The 19,233-nt window shown below is 70.7% G+C and carries 25 protein-coding genes; 10 read left to right on the forward strand and 15 right to left on the reverse strand.

Annotated features, from left to right (window positions below; genetic code table 11):
- Positions 1-37 precede the first annotated feature (37 nt).
- The 7 genes from VG296_RS06180 to VG296_RS06210 are packed head-to-tail and all read right to left on the reverse strand — an operon-like array spanning position 38 to position 6,678.
- Complete coding sequence (locus VG296_RS06180; RefSeq protein WP_325563994.1) at positions 38-628, reverse strand: gluconate 2-dehydrogenase subunit 3 family protein; 591 nt, start codon at positions 626-628, stop codon at positions 38-40.
- Positions 628-1,080, reverse strand: a complete 453-nt coding sequence (locus tag VG296_RS06185) for a hypothetical protein (protein WP_325563996.1) — start codon at positions 1,078-1,080, stop codon at positions 628-630. The genes VG296_RS06180 and VG296_RS06185 overlap by 1 nt, the downstream gene beginning before the upstream one ends.
- Positions 1,067-2,848 carry a glycoside hydrolase family 15 protein gene (locus VG296_RS06190; RefSeq protein WP_325563998.1) on the reverse strand — a complete coding sequence of 594 codons (1,782 nt, stop codon included), beginning with the start codon at positions 2,846-2,848 and terminating at the stop codon, positions 1,067-1,069. The genes VG296_RS06185 and VG296_RS06190 overlap by 14 nt, the downstream gene beginning before the upstream one ends.
- Positions 2,845-4,647 (reverse strand): thiamine pyrophosphate-requiring protein, encoded by a 1,803-nt coding sequence (locus VG296_RS06195; protein ID WP_325564000.1) that lies wholly within the window; start codon positions 4,645-4,647, stop codon positions 2,845-2,847. The genes VG296_RS06190 and VG296_RS06195 overlap by 4 nt, the downstream gene beginning before the upstream one ends.
- A gap of 49 nt (positions 4,648-4,696) precedes the next feature.
- Positions 4,697-5,731 (reverse strand): SDR family oxidoreductase, encoded by a 1,035-nt coding sequence (locus VG296_RS06200; protein ID WP_325564002.1) that lies wholly within the window; start codon positions 5,729-5,731, stop codon positions 4,697-4,699.
- A 13-nt stretch (positions 5,732-5,744) separates the two neighbouring features.
- Positions 5,745-6,065: a plasmid stabilization protein gene (locus VG296_RS06205; RefSeq protein WP_325564003.1), complete on the reverse strand. Its 321-nt coding sequence runs from the start codon at positions 6,063-6,065 to the stop codon at positions 5,745-5,747.
- A gap of 40 nt (positions 6,066-6,105) precedes the next feature.
- Positions 6,106-6,678 carry a hemerythrin domain-containing protein gene (locus VG296_RS06210; RefSeq protein ID WP_325564005.1) on the reverse strand — a complete coding sequence of 191 codons (573 nt, stop codon included), beginning with the start codon at positions 6,676-6,678 and terminating at the stop codon, positions 6,106-6,108.
- A 285-nt stretch (positions 6,679-6,963) separates the two neighbouring features.
- Here VG296_RS06210 and VG296_RS06215 point away from each other — a divergent pair, with 285 nt between their 5' ends.
- The 8 genes from VG296_RS06215 (at position 6,964) to VG296_RS06250 (ending at position 12,242) form a co-directional block, all read left to right on the forward strand.
- Positions 6,964-8,742 (forward strand): complex I subunit 5 family protein, encoded by a 1,779-nt coding sequence (locus VG296_RS06215; protein ID WP_325564007.1) that lies wholly within the window; start codon positions 6,964-6,966, stop codon positions 8,740-8,742.
- Between the two features lie 76 nt (positions 8,743-8,818).
- On the forward strand, positions 8,819-9,337 hold the full coding sequence (locus VG296_RS06220) for a Na+/H+ antiporter subunit E (protein ID WP_325564008.1): 519 nt from the start codon (positions 8,819-8,821) through the stop codon (positions 9,335-9,337).
- Complete coding sequence (locus VG296_RS06225) at positions 9,327-9,590, forward strand: monovalent cation/H+ antiporter complex subunit F (protein ID WP_325564010.1); 264 nt, start codon at positions 9,327-9,329, stop codon at positions 9,588-9,590. Before VG296_RS06220 ends, VG296_RS06225 begins: the two co-directional genes overlap by 11 nt.
- Positions 9,587-9,922 carry a monovalent cation/H(+) antiporter subunit G gene (gene mnhG, locus VG296_RS06230; RefSeq protein WP_325564012.1) on the forward strand — a complete coding sequence of 112 codons (336 nt, stop codon included), beginning with the start codon at positions 9,587-9,589 and terminating at the stop codon, positions 9,920-9,922. The genes VG296_RS06225 and mnhG overlap by 4 nt, the downstream gene beginning before the upstream one ends.
- Complete coding sequence (locus VG296_RS06235) at positions 9,915-10,244, forward strand: Na(+)/H(+) antiporter subunit B (RefSeq protein ID WP_325564014.1); 330 nt, start codon at positions 9,915-9,917, stop codon at positions 10,242-10,244. Before mnhG ends, VG296_RS06235 begins: the two co-directional genes overlap by 8 nt.
- Positions 10,192-11,199: an MnhB domain-containing protein gene (locus VG296_RS06240; RefSeq protein ID WP_325564016.1), complete on the forward strand. Its 1,008-nt coding sequence runs from the start codon at positions 10,192-10,194 to the stop codon at positions 11,197-11,199. Before VG296_RS06235 ends, VG296_RS06240 begins: the two co-directional genes overlap by 53 nt.
- Positions 11,196-11,564: a sodium:proton antiporter gene (locus VG296_RS06245; RefSeq protein WP_325564018.1), complete on the forward strand. Its 369-nt coding sequence runs from the start codon at positions 11,196-11,198 to the stop codon at positions 11,562-11,564. The genes VG296_RS06240 and VG296_RS06245 overlap by 4 nt, the downstream gene beginning before the upstream one ends.
- A 51-nt stretch (positions 11,565-11,615) precedes the next feature.
- Entirely contained in the window at positions 11,616-12,242 is a 627-nt protein-coding gene (locus VG296_RS06250; RefSeq protein WP_325564020.1) for a hypothetical protein, read from the forward strand.
- 83 nt (positions 12,243-12,325) lie between these two features.
- On the opposite strand, the gene VG296_RS06255 is transcribed toward VG296_RS06250, so the two are convergent.
- The 4 genes from VG296_RS06255 to VG296_RS06270 form a co-directional block, all read right to left on the reverse strand.
- A complete protein-coding gene (locus tag VG296_RS06255; protein ID WP_325564022.1) occupies positions 12,326-12,907 on the reverse strand; it encodes a hypothetical protein in 582 nt (193 codons plus the stop codon).
- A 2-nt stretch (positions 12,908-12,909) separates the two neighbouring features.
- Complete coding sequence (locus VG296_RS06260; protein ID WP_325564024.1) at positions 12,910-13,239, reverse strand: hypothetical protein; 330 nt, start codon at positions 13,237-13,239, stop codon at positions 12,910-12,912.
- A gap of 122 nt (positions 13,240-13,361) precedes the next feature.
- Entirely contained in the window at positions 13,362-14,165 is an 804-nt protein-coding gene (locus VG296_RS06265; protein ID WP_325564026.1) for a SigB/SigF/SigG family RNA polymerase sigma factor, read from the reverse strand.
- Positions 14,166-14,186: 21 nt separating this feature from the next.
- Positions 14,187-14,651 (reverse strand): hypothetical protein, encoded by a 465-nt coding sequence (locus VG296_RS06270; RefSeq protein WP_325564028.1) that lies wholly within the window; start codon positions 14,649-14,651, stop codon positions 14,187-14,189.
- 180 nt (positions 14,652-14,831) lie between these two features.
- Between VG296_RS06270 and VG296_RS06275 the strand changes: the two genes are divergently transcribed.
- Both VG296_RS06275 and VG296_RS06280 read left to right on the forward strand, forming a co-directional pair.
- Positions 14,832-15,248 (forward strand): CBS domain-containing protein, encoded by a 417-nt coding sequence (locus tag VG296_RS06275; protein WP_325564030.1) that lies wholly within the window; start codon positions 14,832-14,834, stop codon positions 15,246-15,248.
- A gap of 129 nt (positions 15,249-15,377) precedes the next feature.
- Positions 15,378-16,688, forward strand: a complete 1,311-nt coding sequence (locus tag VG296_RS06280; protein ID WP_325564032.1) for a serine/threonine-protein kinase — start codon at positions 15,378-15,380, stop codon at positions 16,686-16,688.
- Between the two features lie 88 nt (positions 16,689-16,776).
- On the opposite strand, the gene VG296_RS06285 is transcribed toward VG296_RS06280, so the two are convergent.
- The 4 genes from VG296_RS06285 to VG296_RS06300 form a co-directional block, all read right to left on the reverse strand.
- Positions 16,777-16,929 carry a hypothetical protein gene (locus VG296_RS06285; protein WP_325564034.1) on the reverse strand — a complete coding sequence of 51 codons (153 nt, stop codon included), beginning with the start codon at positions 16,927-16,929 and terminating at the stop codon, positions 16,777-16,779.
- A 144-nt stretch (positions 16,930-17,073) separates the two neighbouring features.
- Positions 17,074-17,607, reverse strand: a complete 534-nt coding sequence (locus tag VG296_RS06290; protein WP_325564036.1) for a ferritin-like domain-containing protein — start codon at positions 17,605-17,607, stop codon at positions 17,074-17,076.
- The gene (locus tag VG296_RS06295; protein WP_325564038.1) at positions 17,604-18,707 is read right to left on the reverse strand and encodes an enolase C-terminal domain-like protein; all 1,104 of its coding nucleotides are present in this window, start codon (positions 18,705-18,707) and stop codon (positions 17,604-17,606) included. The genes VG296_RS06290 and VG296_RS06295 overlap by 4 nt, the downstream gene beginning before the upstream one ends.
- Before the next feature lie 108 nt (positions 18,708-18,815).
- Positions 18,816-19,233, reverse strand: a 418-nt coding sequence (locus tag VG296_RS06300; protein ID WP_325564040.1) for a mechanosensitive ion channel domain-containing protein, incomplete at its 5' end; no start/stop codon positions are given.

Consider the following 19,233-nt stretch of genomic DNA (forward strand, 5'->3'; position numbering starts at 1 on the left):
AGCAGCCACGCGGAGGCGTTGCGCTCGCGTACCGAACTCACGATTTCCCCTCGTCTTCGACCTCGTATGGTTCGCGCGCGTCGACGCCGAGATTCTTATAGCCGCGCGGATAGGCCGGTCCCGGGAACCCGATCTCGTTCCAGGCGAAGGGATGGGAGTAGAACGCGGTGCACGCGTACCTGGTCCACAGGCTCCACACGTGTCCGGCCGGAAGATCGTGCCACGGCGTCGAATCCAGCTCGCGGACCCGGCCGATGAGCCGGTCGCGCCGGTCGGCGGTCAGGGCGGCGAACGGGCGCTGGAAACAGTCCACGGCGTCGGCCTTGAGCGCGGCGAGCGAGAGCCGCCAGGCCTGTCCGTCCTCCGGCATGTCGGCGTAGCGCCAGCCGTCGGTCTCCTGCTCGGCGAGCCGGGCGTCGATCATCGCCACGACGGGGACGGGTCGGTCCGGCTCGAGCGCCAGCAACCGTTCGCACAGCGCGTCGGCCGTCGCGTGCTCCTCGGGGGTGAAGAAGCGGATGGGCTGAGGCGGCCCGAGCCTGGCGAGGACCGAGCCGGCGGTCGCCGGGTCCCAGTGCCGCCACTGCGCCGCGGCGTCGAATCCGGGGAAGCGGCCGTACCGCCCCATCAGTCCTCCCGGCGCAGCACGGAGGCGAGCAGCCCCATGCCGCCGACCATGGTGACCAGCAGCGGGGCGAACAGCGGCGGGCCCGTCTCCATGTTGTAGCGGGCGTTCGACCAGCCGCCGGGCTTCTGCGCGATGCCGCGGGCGTGCAGATAAGTGCCCTGCAATCCGTTGGCGACGATCGCCGCCGAGGTGATCGGCAGCATGGTCTTGGCCATCCGGCGGCTGAAGAAACCGGCGACCCCGGCCGCCGCGCCCACCGGGCCGAGGGCGACCGGCACCCACATCATCTTGTTGCCGAAGCTCGCCGAGTCGTGTTCGAAGTAGATCTCGGCCGCGGTCACCAGCGCCCCGGCGGCGGTGAGTGCGGACAGGGATCTCTCGAAGCGGCCGGTGCGCACGTTACGCAGCAGCCGGTCGACGCCGTGCACCGCGGCCGTCTCAGTGTTCTTCATCGGTTCCTCCGATCATCGCGGACGGCGGCCTTGCCAGCCTCGCGGCCGCCTCCAGGAGCACGGCGTGCACGAAGGCCTGCGGCAGGTTGCCGCGGAGCTGGCGCTGTTCGACGTCGTACTCCTCGGCCAGCAGGCCGGGTGAGCCGCAGGCCGAGCGGGAGCGTTCGAACCAGCGGCTCGCCCGGACCAGGTCGCCCTGCTGGTGCAGGGCGAGGCTCGTGGCGAAGCCGCAGAGCAGGAAGGCGCCCTCGCCCTCGCCGAGCGGGCGGCCGCCGAGCCGGAACCGGTAGACGAACTCGTCCTGGGACAGTTCGCCGAGTACGGCCTCGAGCGTGGCGCGCGTGCGCGGGTCGTCGGCGGGTACGCCACCGCGCACGGCGGGCAGCACCAACGCGGCGTCGATCCGTTCGTCCTTCGGCGAACGCTGCCAACGGCCGCTGGAGTGCAGGCAGTCCGCATCCGCCTCGGCGAGCATCGCGTCGGCGAGCGTGCTCCAGCGTGCCGCCTGGCCACGTGGTGCGTACCGGCTCACCGCGCGCAGACCGGCGACACAGATCAGCCGCGAGTGCGTCCAGCGCTGCTCGTCGAGTTCCCAGATGCCGGAGTCCGGCTCGGCGCCGCGCTCGGAGATCGCATTGGCCGCGGCCTCGACGGCCTTCCAGTGCCGCGCATCGAGCCGGTCGTGCCCGGCCGCGGCGGCGAACAGCAGCAGCGCCTCGCCGAACGCGTCGAGCTGGAACTGGCCGTGCGCGTTGTTGCCGGTGACCGGGGCGGCGCCCGGGTATCCGGGCAGGTCCACCGGCGCCTCCGCGGGGACGGGCCCGCCGCGCACCGTGTAGGCGGGCCGCAGCCGCGGACCGTCCTCGGCGAGCCGGTCGGCGACGAAGTCCACCGCGCCGGTGAGCAGGGCGGCGTGCGGGCCGAGCGCGGCGACGGCCTGGCCGGCGTAGGACTGGTCGCGGATCCAGGCGAATCGGTAGTCGTAGTTGCGCCCGGCTTCGGCGCGCTCCGGCAGGCACGTCGTCGCGCCCGCGACCATCCCGCCCTGACGCGACGTCAGGCCGCACAGCACGGCGTAGGCGTGCCGGGCGTCGCGGTCGGCGACCGTGCCCTCGATCGGAGGGACCGCCTCGGACCACGCCTGCTCGGTCGACTGCCAGAGCGTGCCCGGCGACGTCGGGTCGCCGTGCATCGGCTGGTCGGAGATCTCCAGCACGAGGTCGTGATGGCCGCCCTCGGGCACGTCGATCAGCGCTTCGAGGCCACCGCCATCGAATTCAACGGCGTCCGGTGCCCCGGACCAGCGCACGTAGAGTTCGCCGCAGCGACCGGCCCAGACCCCGTCGCGGCGCCGCAGACGGGAGAGCCGATGGCGCCCGAACCCTGCGCGCGGGTCCAGCAGCGCGCGGACTCTGGCGTCCCCGTCTATCGCCTCAATCCTGCGCAGCACCACCGCCGTGTGCGGGTCGGCAGGCATCCTGAGCGCTTCCCGGCACTCGATGATGCGGGATCCCGTGACCCACCGGTTGTGCCAGATCAGCGTCGCGTCCCCGTAGTAGCCGCCCCACACGAACGGCGTCTCGACCGGGGTTACGGCGTAGAGTCCGCCACCGCCGATGAGAGTGCCGAACACCGCCTCCGAGTCCCACGCGGGAGCGCACATCCACGCGTGTTCGCCGCGCGGACCGACGAGGATCCCCCGCTCCCCGTCGGCGAGCAGCGCGTAGTCGCGCAGGACGTGCAAGGGGTATTCGGCGTGTGTTCTCAACGATTCGAGCCGTCCCGGTGCGGCAGGAACTCCTGCAGCTTCGTCTTCAGGCCCTGCTTCACCACGCCGACGGCGTCCTCGTCGCCCTTGATCAGGGCCGTGGCGGTGTCCTTGGCCTGCTCGAAGGTGGCGTGCGGCGGGATCGGCGGGACGTTCGGGTCGCAGCGCACGTCCAGCACGCAAGGCCGGTCCGCGGCCAGGGCCCGGTCCCAGGCCGGGCCCAGCTGATCCGGCTTGTCCGCCGAGATCGCGATCAGGCCGAGGCTCGCGGCGAAGGCGGCGTAATCCACGTCCGGCAGGGTCTGCGACTCGGTGAACTTCGGCGCCCCGCTCATCGCCCGCATCTCCCAGGTCACCTGGTTCAGATCGTCGTTGTGCAGCACCGCGACCACCAGCCGCGGGTCCGCCCACTCCGGCCAGTACCTCTTGATGGTGATCAGCTCTGCCATGCCGTTCATCTGCATCGCGCCGTCGCCGACGAGCGCGATCGCGGGCCGGTCCGGGCAGGCGAACTTGGCGCCGATGCCGTACGGAACGCCCGGGCCCATCGTCGCGAGCGTGCCGGAGAGCGAACCGCGCATGTGTCCGCGGAAGCGCAGGTGCCGGGCGTACCAGTTGGCGGCCGAACCGGAGTCGGCGGCGACGATCGCGTCATCCGGCAGCCGGGTGGACAGCTCGTGGAACAGCCGCATCGGATTGACCGGGTCGGCGTCGACCATGGCCTCGGCCTCCATGGTCTGCCACCAGCGGGCGACGTTCGACTCGATCTGCTCGCGCCACTTGCCCGCCTGCTTCTGTTCGAGCAGCGGGATCAGAGCCCTGAGGGTGGCCGCGGAGTCGCCGACGAGGTTGACCTCGTTCGGGTAGCGCAGCCCGATGAACTTCGCGTCGATGTCGATCTGCACGGCACGCGCCTGCCCGAACTCCGGCATGAACTGGGTGTAGGGGAAGCCAGAGCCGACGATCAGCAGCGTGTCGCAGTCCTTCATCATGTCGTAGCTCGGACGGGTGCCGAGCAGCCCGATCGAACCGGTGACGTACGGCAGCTCGTCCGAGAGCACGTCTTTGCCGAGCAACGGCTTCGCCACGCCGGCCTGCAGCAACTCAGCCACGCGCATGACCTCCTCGCGGGCGCCGCGTGCTCCGGCTCCAGCGAGGATCGCGACCTTCTCCCCGGCGTTGAGCACGTCGGCGGCGCGGCGCACCGCAGCGTCCTCCGGGGTGATCGCCGGCCACTCGACGCCCAGGCTCGAGGGGACCATCTTGAACGCGTGCGTCGGGGCGCTGTATTCGAGTTCCTGCACATCCGAGGGGATGATCAAGGCGGTGGGTGCACGCTCGTCGAGCGCGGTACGGATCGCGCGGTCCAGCACGTTCGGCAGCTGCTCGGGGACGTTCACGGTCTCGATGAAGGCGCCGGCGACGTCCTTGAACAGCGTGTGCAGGTCGACTTCCTGCTGATACGAGCCGCCCATCGCGCTGCGCGCGGTCTGCCCCACGATCGCGACGACGGGCACGTGGTCCAGCTTCGCGTCGTACAGGCCGTTGAGCAGGTGGATCGCGCCGGGCCCCGAGGTCGCGGCGCACACCCCGAACCGGCCGCCGAACTTCGCGTAGCCCACCGCCTCGAACGCGGCCATCTCCTCGTGCCGGGCCTGGACGAACTTCGGCTTGTTCTCCGCCCTGCCCCACGCGGCGAGCAGTCCGTTGATCCCGTCCCCCGGGTACGCGAAGACGGTCTCCACGCCCCACTCGCGCAGGCGTTCGAGCAGATGGTCGGCAACGGTCTGACTTGCCATGATGTCCTCCTGGGAACGGGAGTTGGAGAGTTCGTGGTTCGCGGCCGGGTCAGCGCCGACGGCCGAACGCCGCGAGCGCGGCTGCCGCGGCGAGCCCGGCTCCACCTATCGCGGCCGCGAGCGCGCCGTGATTCTGCGAGGCCCAGAGCTGCGCGCTGCGGTTGTTCGCGCGGTCGTCGAAGCTGCCGTGGGCGGTGTGATCGCGTCCGCCGCTGCCGTCGACGGGCTCGAACAGGTTGTCCTCGTGCTCCGGCTCCGGGCGGTCGGCCTGCTGCGAGGCGAATCCGGTCTTCGCGAGGTAGCGGTCGAGCAGGCCAGGGGCTACGGCGTTCGCCAGCAGCGTGCCGGCCGTGCTGCCGCCCACCCAGTACTCGCGGCGGCGCGGGTGCCGGGCGGCGTAGAGAATGGCGCGCGCGGCGAGTTCGGGCTGGTAGATCGGCGGCACCGGCTGAGCGGGCTTCCCGAGGCGCGAACGCACCCAGTCGAACTGCGGCGTGTTCACCGCCGGGAGCTGGACCATCGTCACGTGCACGTTGCTCTCGTCGTGCATGAGCTCGCAGCGCAGCGATTCGTTGAAGCCCTGGATCGCATGCTTGGCCCCGCAGTACGCGCTCTGCAGCGGGATACCGCGGTAGGCCAGCGCCGAGCCCACCTGCACGATCGTGCCGCGGTCGCGCGGGAGCATCCGCATGAGCGCCGAGCGCGTGCCGTGCACGTAGCCGAGATAGTCGACCTCTGTCACTCGGCGGTACTCGTCCGGCTCGATGTCGATGAAGCGTGCGAATACCGAGCTGAACGCCACGTTGACCCATACGTCGATCTCGCCGAGCGATGCCTCGACGTCCTGCGCGACCTGCTCGATCTGGTGCGGATCGGCCGTGTCCGCCGGAAAGGACTTCGCGGAGCCGCCGTCCCGCTCGATCTCCTCGATCGCGCCTTTGAGACCCTCTTCGCCGCGCGCGACGAGCGCGACCTTCGCGCCCGCACGGGCGAACGCCACGGCGGCGGCCCGCCCGACGCCCGCGCTCGCGCCGGTGACGACGACCACGCCGCCCGGCGCGTGCGCGCTGTTCGCCATGCTCATGTCTCTATTCCCATCAGCCGACGGCGCGTTCGAGCTCTGCCTTGGTCATCTTCGAGCGGCCCTTCACGCCGCGGCGCTGGGCCTCGGCGTACAGCTGACGGTAGGTCGGGCCGCCGGAGCCGCTGTGCGAGCGCAGCCCGCCGCGCCGGCTCGAGGACATGTCGCGCAACGACTCCTTGCTCGCCGTCTTCGCCTCGCCGGTGCGCGCCCGGCCCTTGTTGACCGTGCGCGCGGCGATCTCCTTGGCGCGTCCCGGCTTCACACCGCGGGCACGCTCGCTCTTCTCGATGTGCTCGTACTGCCGCTCCCGCTTGGGGGTTGAACCTCTAGGCATGTCTGAACCTCCTTGCTCAGAACTCAGGCTTGCTCAGAACTCAGGACTTGTGCGCGTCGCGGGCCTTGTCCAACAGCGCCGCGAACGGCCCGACGACGCGCTGCGCGGTGGGCGAGCCGGCGGCGGCCGGGTGCGGGTGCGTCGGGGCCAGGCTCTCCGCTTTCAGCAGCTTCTCGCCGAGCGCCCGCAGCTCCGCCTCGGTGTGCGTGGCCTGGACGGTTGGAAACTCCTCGAGTTCCTCATTCTCGGCGTGTGCCGACACGGCCTTCTCGAACTCGGCCAACTGGTCCGCGAACTGCCGACTGGAGACGTCCATCTTCTCCAGATCCGCCAGCACGTGCGCGGCCTCGTCCTCTTCCTGGTTGCGCGCGTCGGCGATCCGAGCCCCCGGGCCCCGGCGCGAGACCGGCCGGAGCACCATCTCCTCGCCGCCCTCGTGCACCGCGAGCAGTTCGCGCAGGTCGTCGAACAACTCCTGGCGCCGCTGCCCGGACGCCGCCTGTACGGCCGTGAACATGTCCCGGATCTGGGCATGCTGCCTGAGCAACACGCTGATCACGCTTCCGGCCGGCAGCTGGGCCGCGTGCGCCCGCTCGTTGTCTGCTTCGCCCATCAAGCTCATGGTTACCGCCCTTTCCCGAGGCGGCGCTTCGGCCGCCGCGGTCTCGGTCGCAGGGGATGCGACGTGCGGCGGGTACCCCGGCACAGCGGTATAAACGCGGAACTTCATTGGCGCCCGCTCCGTCCGCTCGATAGGCGCAACTGGGGAGTATCGCGCCGCGGACGGGGCACTGGAGCAGCGCCGCGCGCCGGGCGCGGCCGGGTGCGCGGAGGGAGAACCGGTCATGACGGCCGCGATCAAGTTCTCGCAACTCGAAGAGAGCGGCGAGCACACCGCATGACGCTTTCGACCGCGGCGCTCGGGTCGCTGCTCCCGCTGGCTGTCGCGATCCCGGTGTGCGGCGCCGTCGCCGCGCCGCTGCTCGCCCGCTGGTCTCGGCACGCGGCGCTGATCGGCTGCCTGCTCGGCATGGGCGGCGCGCTCACCGTCCTCGTCATCGTCGCCCCACGGGTGTTCGGCGGGACGGTCCTCGTGCACTACATGGGTGGTTGGAAGCCGGTCGGCGGGGCGGCGCTCGGCATCGCGTTCGCCGCCGATCCGTTCGGCCTGCTGTGCGCGCTGGCGATCGCCGGCATCGGCCTGCTGCTCCTGACCTATACGCTCTCCGAGCTCGGTGGCCTCGGCAAACGGGAGCTCGGCGGCTTCGCCTGCCTGTTCCAGCTGCTGCTCTCGGCGCTGATCGGCGCCGCGCTGACCGGCGATCTGTTCAATCTGTTCGTCTGGTTCCAGGTCGCCGCGCTGGCGAGCTACGGACTGACCGGGTTCTTCCTGGAGCGCCCGATCGCGCTCGAGGCGGCGTTCAAGATCCTCGTGCTCACCACGATGGCCGGATTCACCGTGTTCCTCGGCGCCGGGCTGCTCTACGCCAAGACCGGAGCACTCAACCTCGGGCAGCTCCACATCGCGCTCGCGGTACCGGCGGGCGTGCTCGACGCGGTCGCCCTGGGTCTGCTGATCGCGGGCTTCGCGACGAAGGCGGGTCTGGCGCCTTTCCACGCGTGGCTCGCCGACGCGCACACCGCCGCGCCCGGACCCGTCTCCGCCCTGTTCTCCGGGCTGATGGTCAACCTGGGACTGATCGGGATCGCGCGGCTCGCGCTGCAGGTCTTCCCCGGCTCAGGGTTGCCCATCCTCGGCGCGCTCATGGTCGTCGGGCTCGTCTCAGCCGTGCTCGGTGCGGCCCTCGCGCTCGCGCAGGACGACTTCAAGCGCGTGCTCGCCTACGACACCGTCTCGCAGATGGGCGTCATCACGGTGGGGTTCGCCACCGGCAACGCCACAGGCGTCACCGGGGCCGTCTACCACCTGGTCAACCATGCGCTGTTCAAGGCGCTGCTGTTCCTGTGCGCGGGCGCGGTGGTGCACAGGACCGGCCAGACCTCGCTGCGCGCGCTCGGCGGCCTCGCCCGGAGGATGCCCGCGGTCACCGTCGCGTTCACCGTCGGCGCGGCCTCCATCGCCGGACTGCCGCCGTTCAACGGCTTCGTGTCGCTGAGCCTCATCCACCAAGGACTGACGGGCAGTCACCAATACGTGCCGTACGCGGTGATGCTGCTCGCGCAACTGCTGACCGTGGCCGCGCTCGGCCGAGCCGCCTGGCTGGCCTTCTTCCGGTCGGAGCCCGAGCTCACCGACATCGAGGCTCCGCACCCGGCACACGAATCTCTCGCGCCGGGCATGGCGGCGGGCCTGATCGGGCTGGGCGGCTGCTGCCTCGCGTTCGGTGTCTTTCCGCAACAGCTTCTGCGGCTGCTGATGGAACCGGCCGCGGGCGGGCTGCTCGAAGCGGGCCGGTACGCCGCCGCGGAGTTGCACGTCGGCGGCACCGTCCTGCCGACGCATGTGGCATTCGACTACGTGGGCTGGGTGGAACTGGTCGTCACCGTGGTCACGGTCGCGGTGGCGGCGCTGGGTGTCTTCCGCTACCTACGGGCGCGGCGCGATCCGCAGCCCATCCGCGCGCTTCGCGCCCTGCACACCGGCTCGGCCAACGACTACGCCGCCTTCGCCGTCGTCGGGCTCGTGGCCCTGGTCGCCGCATTGCGCTGGGGTTGATCCCGCCCCGTTTCCTTCGTTCGCCCGATCGGCCAGGTCGGCGCATGTTCGATCGACGTCGGGGTATCGGGGCCGCATGGTCGCTCTCGCCCAGCGCGTACTCGCACTCGCCTGCTGGTGCTACCTGGTGTGGATCCTGCTGACCTGGACGCGCACGGCCGAGCAGCTGCTGTTCGGCGCGGGAATCTCGCTGCTCGTCGCGATCGCGCTCGCGCCGCTCGGCCGAGTCGCCGGACCGTGGCGCCTCCTGGTGCCGCGCAACGCCGTGGCCGCACTTAAGCTGCTGGTCACCGCGCTGGTGAAGATCCCCGTGGCGAACGTGCGGCTGGCCGTGCGGATCTGGCGCCCGAGCCGTCCGCTGCGCAGCGGCATGGTCGTGGTCCCCACTCGGGAGCGCAGCGATCTCGGGCTGACCACGGTCGGCCTGGTGACCTCGCTGATCGTGGACAACCAGATCGTCGACCTCGACCGACGACGCCACCTGCTGCAGTACCACGCCGTCGACGTGCCGGACGGCGGCCCCGAGCAGAAACGGGCCGCGATCAACGAGCCGGTCGAACGCTGCCTCGAAGGGCTGAGGACCGATGAACCCTGATATCTACCTCGCCGCGGCGATCGCCGAGATGCTCGTCGCGCTCCTGCTGCTGCCGCGCCTGGCCATCGGACCGAGCGTGGGCGACCGCGTCGTCGCGCTCAACACCGCCTCCACCCAGGCCGCGCTCGCCGTGCTGTTCTACGCCGCGTACGCGGACCGGCCGATCTACCTGGACGTGGCGATCTGGCTCGTCTCCTTCAGCTACCTCGGCGCCATCGTCTGGGCCAGGTTCCTGGAAAGGGGACTGCTGTGAGCACCGCGCACACCGTGATCGTGGCCGTGCTGGCCGGGGTCGGATTCGTCTTCTCCCTGTCCGGCGCGCTCGGAATCCTGCGAATGCCGGATCTCTACAGCCGCATTCAGTGCTCGTCGAAGACGATCACCATGGGTGCGGTCCCCGCGCTGATCGCGCTGGTGGTCGGCGAGGGGATCGTCAGCCCGTACGCGGCGCGCGCCCTGATCGTCGGCTTCCTGCTGCTGGTGGTCAACCCGGCCGCCTCCCACGCGTTGGCACGCGCCGCCTACCGCGCCGGGGTGCCGATGTGGCCGGGGGCCGTGCGCGACGAGGTGGCTGACGATGAGTGAGTTCTGGGTCCTGGACTACCTCGTGCTCGCGCTCATCCTCGGTTCCGGCGTGCTCGTGGTGCGCATCGCGAACCTGCCGGGCGCGACGATGGCACTTTCGGCGGTCGGGACGTTCCTGTCGTTGCTGTTCGTCGTGCTCGGCGCCCCGGACGACGCACATTCCGAGGTCGTCGTCGGCGCGATCGCACTGCCCGTGCTCTTCCTGACCGCCATCGCCAAGGTCCGCGCCGATGTCATCGACAAGGGCGAAATGCGAGAGGAGGGCGAGGATGGCGGCGACGCGGAAGGCGAAGGCAGCGAAGAAGCGGCCGGCCGTCACTGACCGCGAGCCGCGCCACCGCCAGCGGCTCGGGCTGCTGCTGACCGCGGCGACCGCCGTAGTCCTCGGCGCCGGATACCTCGCCGCGCCGCGCGAACACGCGCCGCTTCCCGCCGTCGCCAGATACGCGCTGACGACCTCGTTGCCGGACTGGAAACTCCTCGAACCGGTCAACGAGGTCGTCTACGGATCGCGCGGCTTCGACACCTTCGGCGAGACCTTCCTGCTCCTCGCGGCCGTCGTCAGCGTCATCGTGCTGACCCGGCCGCGTGAGGCGCGCCGCGGCTATTTCGGCGAGCACACGGCCGGCGAGCGCGAGCAGCAGGAGATCGACCCGGTTCAGGCCGCGGACGCCGAGGAACGCCAGACCCGTGCCGCGGACGAACGTGAACTGGAAGGCGACGGCCACCCGCAGCGCTACCCCGACGATCCCGACGCCGAGCCGCTGGGCATCCACGGGCCGGAGCGCGCGGAATCGCTGACCGTCGTCACGCGTACCGCGATCCGCCTGGCCGCGCCGGTCCTCGCCGTGACCGGCTGCTACCTGGTGGCCTGGGGCTACTCCCCCGGCGGCGGCTTCCCCGGCGGCGCCGTACTGCTCGGCGTGCTGCTGCTGGCGTACGCCGGCTTCGGGCGGCGCCGGATCGCCCGCGTCGTACGGCCGGCTCCGCTCGAGACCGCCGAGATGGCCGGAGCGCTGCTGATCATCGGCACCGAACTGCTCGGTCTGCTGCTCAAGGGCTCGTTCAGCGCGAACTGGCTGCCGCTGACCGAGCCGGGCACCATCCGCTCCGGGGGCATCGTGCAGCTTTTCTCCGTCGGGGAGTTCATCGAGGTCGGCACGGGTCTGTCCATCGCCGTGTTCGCGCTGCTCGGGGTGCGCCGCGACTGGACCCGCGAGCAGCACGGCGACGGGCAGGAATCCGACGGTTCCGGCGAAGGCGGCGGCTCATCGTGATCGTCGCCAACTATCTCGCCTCGGCGGCGCTGTTCTGCCTCGGCCTCTACACGCTGCTGACGCGGCGGAACATGATCAAGATGGTGATGGGCCTGTCCCTGATGGAGGGCTCGACCTACCTGCTGTTCGTCTCGCTCGCCTACCGCGCCCGCTCCACCGCCCCGGTGCTGGTCAACCCGCCGGACGGGGAGAGCCCCGCGCAGCTCGCGCACGGCAACGTCGCCGACCCGGTACTGCAGAACTTCTGCCTGACCGCCATCGTCATCGGCGTCGCGGTCACCGGCGTGTTCCTCGCCGTCGTGGTGCGCGTCGTCCAGCACTACCGCACGCTCGACTCCGACGCCGTCAGGGAGATGCGCGGGTGACGAGGCCCGCCGCTGCCGGTTGGAACGGACGGGACGGGCAACGAGGTGCCCATGGACATCGCGCCCTTCGACCCCATACCCGTCGCCAAGGCTCGGCTCAAGAACGGGCTTTCGGGCCTGGTGCCGCGCACGCATGCCAGAAGCCTCACGCTGTTGCGCGCCGAGTATCCGGGCCTGGAGCCCGATGAGCTCGCCCAGCGGCTGGTCGCCGACGCCACGCGCCAGAGCGCCGCGTTCGGTGTGGCCGCCGCCTGCTGCGCGTTCGCTCCGCTTCCCGGCGCGGCGCCTTTGGTCACGGCCGGGGACTCGGCGGTCACCTCGGCGCTGCGCTGGCGCCTGACCGCCGAACTGCACACCGTATACGGGCTGCTCGATCCGAGTCCGGTGAACCAGGGCGGCACCGGATACCTCGCGCAGTGGGCCTCGCGCGGCTCCGGGGACGTGGTGACCTCGCTCGCCGCACTGCCCGCGCTCGCCCTGGCGGCGACGCGGGCGCTGCCGAAGAAGCTGCGGGGCCGCCTCCTGCGTCCGCGCGCGCTGTTCACGGCCACAGCCGTGTCCGCGGGCCTGCATCGCGGCCGAGCGACCCGGCGGTACGGCGAGGCGTTGCGGCAGGACCTGCGTGCGGACCCGACGGCCTGGTCGCGCTGGCCGGACGAACCCGTCGTGCCGCGTTGACGGACGCGGAGAGGGGCCGGGCGGCCCGCACGCCGCCCGGCCCCTTCATTGCCCGTTCCCGCCGCCCACGCAGGGCGGATGGGTCACCCGCGGCTGCTCCGCCGACGTCGGGCGCCTCTCCCGCGGCCCCGGGGTCGGACCGGCCGACCGCTGAGGGTGGTCACGGCGACGGGGGCCTCGGGCGTGTCGACCGCGTCGCCGGATCCGGCGCGCACTGCCGCCTCATAGGCGGCGTACCCGGAGCCGCCGACGACGGCCGGTGTCGGCGTGCTGCCGGCCGCGGGCATCTGCGCCGTGCCGTACGGATCGCCGGTCGCCGCGACCGTGTCGACCACGTCCCCCGGCGGCATGGTGCCGGGCAGCGGGGCGACCAGCGGCGGACGAGCGGACGCCGTGGGGTTCCGTACCGCGATCGGGTTGCCGGCGGCGTCCAGGACGGGCTCGCCGAGCGGTTCGACGACCGCGGCGATGTCCGCGCTCTGCGGGCCCAGCAGCGGGCTGTCCGCGATCAGGGACCTGATGAGCAGGTCCGCGGCACCGCCGAGCATCACGATGAGGCCCACGGCCCGGAGGTCGAAATCCTTCGGCGAAGCGTGGATCGCGAAGGCCAGGACGCCGCCGACGGCGATCGCCACCATCGCTCCGGCGAAACTCGTGCGTCGCATGATCACCACTCGTTTCCGGTGTACTCGTCGGCGGACTGACAGGGGGATTCGCCCGGCGCCGGCGGCATCGCCGTGGTGCCCCGCGGGCCGTACGGCTGCCGGATGGAGCCGTTCGGCCGCACGAGCACGGCTTCGGGCGACACCTCGGCCTGCACGCTGGTCAGCTCGCGCTGCTTTGCCAGGGCACTGATCTGCATGGCCAGGCTGACAGCGCCGACGGCCATCAAGACGGCGCCCACGGCGTACACACTGAATCCGCTCGTGTGCACGCGCACCGCGAAGGCGATGACGGCGCCGGTGGTGATGACCGCGATGTTCGCGCCGATCGACATGGGTCCGACTCCTTCCCCGCCGCCTCGCGACGGCGATCAACTCAACTCCGAGTGCCCTGTTCGACTCAGGTGATGCACCGTCACCTCATGAAACTCATGTCAAGGCATGCTCTCGAGCGGTCTCACTGGAAGCCGTCACGGAGTTGATTCAGGATCCTGGTGATGAGCCGGGAGACCTGCATCTGCGAGATCCCGAGCTCCTCGCCGATCTCGGACTGGGTCATGCCGCGGAAGAAGCGCAGCAACAGGATTCGCTTGTCCCGCGCGCTCAGCCCACCGACCAGGCCGCGCAGCACCTCGCGGTCGACGGCCAGTTCGAAGCCCGGATCGTCGCCGCCGATCAGGTCGCCGACGCTCGCGCTGTCCTGGTCCTGGCCGACGGGAAGGTCGAGCGAGGCGGTCGAGTACGCCTCGGCCGCGTCGAGGGCCTCGATGACCTCCTCCGCCTCGACACCGACGTGCGCGGCGAGCTCCGCGACCGTCGGTTCGCGGCCGAGCTTGCTGGTGAGCGCGCCCATCGCCTTGTGCAGCGACCCGGTGAGCTCCTGCATCCGGCGCGGCACGTGCACGTCCCACGTCGCGTCCCGGAAGTACCGCTTGATCTCCCCGACGATCATCGGGGTCGCGTAGGCGAGGAAGCCCGTGCCGTACTCCGGATCGAAGTTCTCCACCGCCTTGACCAGGCCCAGGTACGCGACCTGCTCGAAATCCTCGTCGGTGACGCCGCGCCGCCCGTAGCGGCGGGCGATGTGCCGCGCGTAGGGCATGTGGTCCTCGACCACCTCGTCGCGCAGCCGTACGCGCTCCGGATCGTCGACCGGCAGCGCGACCATGCGTCGCAGCACCCGCATCGTCTCCGCGCGCTGTGCCTCGCGCTCCACAGGCGTGACCGGGCTCGCTGAGGGCGCAAAAGGGCTTGTACTCATCGGTTCAACTCCCTCGCGCTCTCACTGCTCGGGCAACGATGCGATCAGCGTCACGGTCGCGGTCGCGGTCGCCGTCGCGGTCGCCGTCACATGGGTCGTCTCCAGGCGGACCTCGTCCACCAGCGCCTGCAGCACGAGCCAGCCGATGTCCTCGGGATCGGGCCGGTGTGCCGGCGCGGGTCCGCGGACGTTGACGCGCAACTCTCCCGGGCACCGGTCGAAGCTCAGCTCCAACGCGTTCTCGGCGGTCGCGTTCCGCCGGTCGGGCGCCTTCGCGGGCGTGCTCAGCAGCAGCGCGCACGCCTCGTGCACGGCGAGTCGCAGATCGCCCACCCGGCCGATCGGCAGGTCCAGCATTCCGGCGACGTGCATCGCCGCCAGGCGGGCGAGCGCGAGGTAGTCCTTGTCCGCGGGCATGACCAGCGCCGCCATCCGGAAAGGCAGTCCGTCCAGGATCGGCCGACCGACGATTGTCGCGCTGCGCATGGACGGCTCCCTCAATGTCTCGGAAAACCAGGACGAGACGGGCTGGTAACCGATCGCGGCGGCCGCAAACGCACGGCACGTTCGGCGGTTGGCGTCGCTTCGTCACTGTATGAAGTGCGAAGTTCCGGGCACCCGCGGGCTCCGAGACGAATGCACCGCCAAAAAACGAGGAGGACCACGATGGCCCAGAAGGTGCACGAGATCATGACCGCGAACCCGGCCACGGTGTCGGCGCAGACCACGGTCTCCGAGGCGGCGCGGGTGATGCGCGACGCGAACATCGGCGACGTGTTGATCACGGAAGCGGGACAGTTGCGCGGCGTGCTGACCGACCGCGACATCGTGGTGCGGGCCGTCGCGCACGAGCTCCCGGTCGACACCCGTGTCCAGGAAATCTGCAGCCCGAGCACTGTCACATGCGCGCCGTCCGACGATATCGACCGGGCGGTGGCGCTCATGCGCGAACACGGCGTGCGCCGGCTTCCGGTGGTCGACGCGGACCAACTCGTCGGGGTGCTGAGCCTCGGCGACCTGGCGATCGAACGGGACCACCGTTCCGCGCTCGCGGACATCAGCGCTGCGCGGCCCAACAGGTAAGGCGCCCGGTCGGGCGATGTGACGATACGGAAACGACGCGGCGGGGCCGCATGAACCGCGGGGTTTCGGGCACAGCGTCTCAGCACTCGATTTCCCGTTCACACCTCGTTCGAAAGGCGGTAGCGGCCAATGACCCGATCTTTGATCACGTTGGAGCAGGGCCAACTTCTCGCCGGACGGTACCGGCTGCTGCGCCCGCTCGGCTCCGGTGGCAGCGCACACGTGTGGGCGGCGCGGGACGAGTCGCTGGGCCGCGAGGTCGCGCTCAAGGTGCTGTCCGGGTCCACCGCCCAGGGCGGCCATGAGCGCGAGCGGCTGGAGCGCGAGGCCCGGTTGCTCGCCACGCTGGACCATCCGCGGCTCACCACCGTTTTCGACTTCGCCGAGACCGACGAGCCGGACGGGGATAACCACCCGTTCCTGGTCACCGAACTGCTCGGCGGCGAGAGCCTCGACGCGCGGCTCGCGCGTGGTCCGCTGCCGCCCGAAGACGCGATGAGTGTGTGCGCGCAGGTTGCCGACGCGCTGGCCGCGGCGCACGAAGCAGGAGTGGTGCATCGCGACGTGAAGCCGGGGAACGTGATGCTCGGCCCGGACGGCGCGAAGCTGCTCGACTTCGGCATCTCCCGCCGACAGGCGGACGACGACCTGACCGGGCAGGTGCTGATCGGCACGCCGGCCTGCATGGCCCCCGAGCAGTGGCGCGTCGGCAGAGCGGAGCCCGCTTCGGACGTCTACGCGCTCGGCTGCCTGCTGTACTGGTGCATGAGCGGCCACGGCCCCTACGCGGGCCACGAGCTGACCGCGCTGGGAATGGCACACCTACTCGCCGATCCCCCTGCGCTGCCCCTCACCGGCCCGCGGCGTGCCGCGATCGACGAGATATACGAAGCCTGCATGCGCAAAGATCCGGCCGAACGACCGAGCGCCGGCGAGGTCGCCGCTGTGCTTGAGGGCCGGGCACAGCCGCAGTCGCCGCTCCCGCAGTCCCAGTCGTCGCAGTCCCGATTGTCGCAGTCCCGATTGTCGCAGTCCCGGTTGCCGCAGTCCCGGTTGCCGCAGTCCGAGGTGCCGTTCCAGAGCACGGTGGCAACCGCCACGCACCGGCCATTCCACCGCACACACCTTGCCGCGTACGTCGCGAGCGCCGGTGTGACGCTGGTCGGATCACTCGCGCTCACACTGGCGCTCGCCAACGGGAGCTCCGCAGGTCAAGCCTCTACCGGTAGCGGTTCGGCGCAATCGCACTCATCCGCAACAAGCGCCCCGGCCGCGCCGACCCGCTCCGCGCCCACCGCGAGCCCGATCGCGGCCTCGGCCACCATCGGCGCGGGACCCGGCGCGATCCCGTCCTCCGGCGCGACCCCGAATCAGGGGACGACGAAGACGAAGAACAGCGGCGCGGGGCACCATCACGGACACGGCAACGGCGACTCCTAGAGGAGACGGGTAGACGAAACGAGCAGTTCCTGAGGCACAGCCCCGTGATTTCTCGATCAACGGACGACCCGTATCACTCATGCCCGCATCACTCGTGCCTGGACCACTCGTCATATGCGGGCATGGTGCCCGTCGCGTCATCATCGCGTCGCCTGCCCCGCAGGGCGTAGCGTTCAAAGCGTTCGAGCAGCAGCAACGCCGGAAGTAACAGCGCCGGCGTGAGGATGAACAGGGCCGCCATGAGAATTCCTCCGATCGAGGCGTGCTCAGACACCTGCGGGTGCCCGCCGATGCGGTCGCGAAACGGCTTATCCGAACCCCTTTATTTGAAGCGGTCGTGTAGATCCAGCACGGTCTCGGGCACAGCGGCCCCGCTCATCGCGGGTCAGACTCCGAGCAGGTCCACGATGTCGTCGGCGTGCTCTTCCTCTTCGGCGAGGATCTTCTCCAACAGCCGTCGCGTGGTCGGGTCGGCGTCGCCGATCCAGCGGATGATCTCCTGATAGGACTCGATCACGATCCGCTCGGCGAGCAGGTTGTCGCGCAGCATCTGCTCGAGGTCGTTCGGCGCGGGCGCGGTGTAGTCCGTGTGCGCGCGCTCGGCGATCGTGCTCGGGTCGAAGTCGGGGTCGCCGCCCAGCTGCGAGATCCGCTCGGCGGCCCACAGCGCGTGCTGCAGTTCCTCGGTGGCGTGCTCGGTGAACTCGGCCGTCACCTGCGCGCGATTGATGCCGCTGGCCGAGATCGCGTGCCGCATGTAGCGGGTCCAGCACACGATCTCGGTGGCGAGCACGTCGTCGAGCACTGCGATGACCTTGTCGGCGTCGATGCCGAGCGCCGGGGTGCGCGGGCCGTCGGCCATCTTCTGGTGGGCCTGCGTGCGGATGCGTTCCACGTCGAGTACGAAGTCGTCACTCATCGGTATGCCTCCATGTCTGATTCGCGCGGCGCCAGGCCGTGGCCCGGTGCGTCCGCGCTCGGGGTGATCGAGCCGCCCGCGGGATCCAGGGCGCCGTCGAAGAACCTTGATTCGATGCGCACGTGGTCGTGGAACCATTCGAGGTGCCGCAGATTCGGGGTCGCGGCGGCCACGTGCGCGTGCAGATGAGGTGCACAGTGCCCGGAGATCTCCAGGTTATGCGCGGCGGCCACGGCGGCGACCCGCTGCCATTCGGTGATCCCGCCGCAGCGTGACACGTCGGCCTGCAGGCAGTCCACGGCGCCGGCCGCGCACATCCGCTCGAAGTACGCCAGGTCGTAGCCGTACTCCCCCGCGGTCACGTCGGCGGTCACCGACTCACGCACCGCGCGCAGCCCGGCGAGGTCGTCCGAGGAGACGGGCTCCTCGAACCAGCTCACGTCCTCCGGGGCCGCCTGCAGCATGACCCGGGTCGCCTGCTTGGCGGTGTAGGCGCCGTTCGCGTCCACATAAAGTTCGGTGTCGGCCCCGATCCGGTTGCGCACCAGGCGGATCCGATCGAGGTCGCGCCGCAGGTCGGCGCCCCAGGACTCGCCGATCTTGATCTTCACGCGGCCGATGCGCCGGCCCTCGACCCAGTGCAGCACCTGATCGACGAGCTCGTTCTCGTCGTACGTGGTGAATCCGCCGCTGCCGTAGACCGGCACCGATTCGCGCACCGAACCGAGCAGTCGGTGCAGCGGCAGGCCGAGTATTCGTGCTTTGAGATCCCAGAGGGCGACGTCCACGGCCGAGATCGCGTACCCGGCGACGCCGGGTCGGCCCATGTTGCGCACGGCCTTGACCATCTCGTCGAAGGCGCCGGGCACGTTCATCGGGTCGCGGCCGCGCACGATGTCGGCGAGTGTGTCCTCGACGACGTGCGCGCAGGCCGGGGCGCCGTACGTCCAGCCCAGACCGGTCGTGCCGTCCGCCGCGCGCACCCGTACGACGATCATCGTGGTGGCGTTCCAGGCGAGGGTGCCGTCCGCTTCCGGGGACTCGGTCGGCACGTTGTAGACCGAGGCGTGCACGGACTCGATGAACGGATGGTCGCTCATCAACTTTCACTTCCCAACGCGGCCGGCATCACGACCTGAGATAGGCCTCCTGCGTCTCGCGGGTGACCGGGCCGGGCCCGAGTCAAACGCGGTGCGCACCGGAAAGCCCTAGACGGCCGTCCAGTCCGTCGCGGGACCGACGGCGGCCGCGAGGACCGCGGCGTTCGGTACCAGCACCGGGCCCACCTTCGTCAGGACTCTCACGTAGGTGAGGGTCATCCCGGTGACGCGGCCGACGATGGGGCCGCCGAGGGCGCCGGAGCGGATCTGCAGCTCGTCGCCGACGGCGAAGGGGCGCGCGAACAGCAGCATGACGCCGGCGAACACATTCGCGAGAACCTGCTGCGCGGCGATGCCGAGGATCACGCCCGTCAGCACGCCGCCGAGCAGTAGGTGGGTGACCGAGACGTGCAGCAGGCTGAGGGCGCACAACACGGTCAGTGTGTAGCCGAACAGCAGGCATAGCAGGCGGAACGTGCCCGCGCGCGCGTCGCCGAGTCGCCCCGGCACCTGGACCAGGCCGATG

The organism is Actinospica sp., assembly GCF_035552695.1.
Lineage (GTDB): Bacteria > Actinomycetota > Actinomycetes > Streptomycetales > Catenulisporaceae > Actinospica.